Annotated in this window: 3 protein-coding genes and 1 pseudogene; 2 read left to right on the forward strand and 2 right to left on the reverse strand. The window is 75.9% G+C overall.

Annotation, left to right across the window (positions count from 1 at the left end; all coding sequences use genetic code 11):
- A partial coding sequence (locus tag ACTUAL_RS09960; protein ID WP_440900065.1) for a hypothetical protein occupies window positions 1-228 on the forward strand: 228 nt, incomplete at its 5' end.
- The gene (locus tag ACTUAL_RS09965) at window positions 225-1382 is read left to right on the forward strand and encodes an ROK family transcriptional regulator (RefSeq protein WP_096495513.1); all 1158 of its coding nucleotides are present in this window, start codon (window positions 225-227) and stop codon (window positions 1380-1382) included. The genes ACTUAL_RS09960 and ACTUAL_RS09965, both read left to right, overlap by 4 nt.
- Window positions 1383-1474: 92 nt before the next feature.
- Here the strand turns inward: ACTUAL_RS09965 and ACTUAL_RS09970 are convergent, their stop codons facing one another.
- Together ACTUAL_RS09970 and ACTUAL_RS09975 are read right to left on the reverse strand one after the other, a co-directional pair.
- Window positions 1475-2071: an HD domain-containing protein gene (locus ACTUAL_RS09970; protein WP_440900066.1), complete on the reverse strand. Its 597-nt coding sequence runs from the start codon at window positions 2069-2071 to the stop codon at window positions 1475-1477.
- Between the two features lie 42 nt (window positions 2072-2113).
- Window positions 2114-2331, reverse strand: a pseudogene (locus tag ACTUAL_RS09975) (hypothetical protein); the annotation flags it as partial.

Genomic DNA, 2331 nt, shown 5'->3' on the forward strand with positions numbered 1-2331 from the left:
CCGCTGGCCTTGTCGGCCGCCGTCGAGGCTTCCGGGGGCCGGACCGACCTGGCCGCGGCGCGGGCCCAACTGCTGGTCGGCGCGGCCACCACGTTCGGTCCGCTGCTGCTGGGCCTGCTCGCCGACCGGGTCGGCGTGCGCCCGGCGTTCTCGGTCGCGCTGGTCATGGCGGGAGCGGCGCTGGCAGTGGTGCTCGCCCTGCGGGAGAGGACGGCCGCGCGCGGATGAGGAACTTCTCGAGCGACGTGCGCAAGCGGAACCGGACGTCGCTGCTGCGCCACCTGCACCTGCAGGGCCCCACCACCAGGACGGCGCTGAGCGAGGCGCTGGACCTGAACCGCAGCACGATCAAGTCGTTGGTCGACGAGCTGACCGAGGAGGGACTGGTCGACGAGTCCGCCACCTCGGGATCGAGGGGCGCGGGTCGCCCCTCGCTGCTCGTGGTGCCCGGCACGCGCTCGACCACCGTGCTGGCGATCGACATCCGGATCAACTCGGTGTCGACGGCCGTGGTCGGTCTGGGCGGCGAGGTGCTGGTGGAGCAGCGGTGGGCGCTGCCGCCGCACGAGCGGTCCCCGGCCGAGGTGTGCGCGCGCATCGCCAGGCGGGCGGCGGAGGCGCTGTCCGAGGCGGACCACCGGGTGCGGGCGGTGGGGATCTCAGTGCCCGGCGTGGTGCGGCGCACCGACAGCGTGGTGCGCGACGCGCCCAACCTGGGCTGGAACGACGTGCCGCTGCGCGAGCGCGTCTCCGAGGCGCTGGGGCTGCCCGTCGAGATCGGGAACGACGCGGAGCTGGGCGCGCTGGCGGAGGGCGCGCGCGGCGTGGGGCGGACGGACTCGGACGTGGCGTACGTGTACGCCGACGTGGGCGTGGGCGGCGGGGTGGTGAGCCGGGGGACCTCGGTGTTCGGCCCCCGCAACCACGTGGGCGAGTTCGGGCACATGGTCGTGCGGCACGACGGCCGGGCGTGCTACTGCGGGTGCGAGGGGTGCTGGGAGACCGAGATCGGCCGGGCCGCGCTGACCCGCGCGCTCGGCGTTCCCGAGGACCTGGACGACGGGGTGCTGGTGCGGCGGCTGCGCGCCCTCGCGGCCGACCCGGTTTCGGGGAGGGCGGCGTTGCGGGAGCCTGCCAGGTGGTTGGCGCTGGGGCTGTGCAACCTGGTGAACGTCCTGGGCGCGGAACTGCTGGTGCTGGGCGGTCTGCTGGCCGAGCTGCCGCCGTCGGTGGTGGCCGGGGTGGAGGAGGCGGTGCGGACCAGGAGCATCGTCAGCAAGGCGACGGCGGGCGCGCGGGTCGTCCGCTCACCGCTGGGCACGCGGGCGACGCTGATCGGCGCGGCGGAACTGGCGTTCGAGCGGACGCTCTCGTCGAGGTGACCGGTCGCGGGCGGACCTGCGGCCGGGCCCGGCGCCGGTCGACGCGCCGGGACCGGGCCGGCTCCGCGCACCCGCGACCGGTCCGCTCCCGCTCACCCCGTGGTCGGGAAGCTCCCCTGGAACGCCAGCCTGCCGTCCGCGCCCGCCGCGATCCGGTCGAGCACGTCGTCCAGCGCCAGGAACGCCTCCCACGGCTCCTGCCCGCCCGCGGGCGCCAGCCGGTCGACCACCAGCTGCTCCAGGTCCGCGACCCGCTTGCCCTTCCACACCTTGTCGGCCAGGCTGACCAGCAGGTCCTCCAGTCCCACCCCGTCCGCCGCCCACGACGCGTGCGTGCCCGCGAACCGCGCCAAGCCCGGCTCGACGCCGCGCGCCAGCAGCAGCTCCCGCCCGGCGGGCTCGTGCCGGGAACCGGGGCCGGACAGCTCCTCGGGGTGCAGCACCTTGCCGATGTCGTGCACCGCCGCCCCGAACTCCACCGCGGCGCCGTCGAACCGGGCCCGCGGGTAGCGCAGCCTCACCCACTCGGTCAGCTCGCACGCCACGTCGTGCACCGCCCGCAGGTGCGCGGCGAGCCGGGGCGGCGCGGCGAGGTCGACCAGCAGTTCCGCGGCGCGCGCGGGCAGCGGGCGCAGCGGCGGGGTGGCGGGATCGGTCAGGGCGCGGTGGAGCGGCGAGGTCGGCGGCACGGTCGTCCACGATAAGCGCCGGTCACCGCGCGGGCACGGGAGTCAGCCGAGCGGGGCCCCGGTGGCCTTGGCGAACGCGACGGGGTTGCCGTGCTCGGCGAACCAGGTGATCCGGTCGCCGGTGAAGTCGAACCTGTACAGGTAGTTGTTCCGGTACGGCGCCCCGGACGCCGCGTGGGTGAAGTCGCCCCTGGCGGAGGCGAACACCACGTCCCGGCCGACGGTCTCGAACACCTCCAGGTCCTCGACGCGGGTGCGGG

Source organism: Actinosynnema sp. (assembly GCF_052038725.1).

Bases quoted from the DNA above. Each gene is read 5' to 3' on its own strand.
- ACTUAL_RS09965 (WP_096495513.1), top strand. From the start codon at position 225: ATGAGGAACTTCTCGAGCGACGTGCGCAAGCGGAACCGGACGTCGCTG.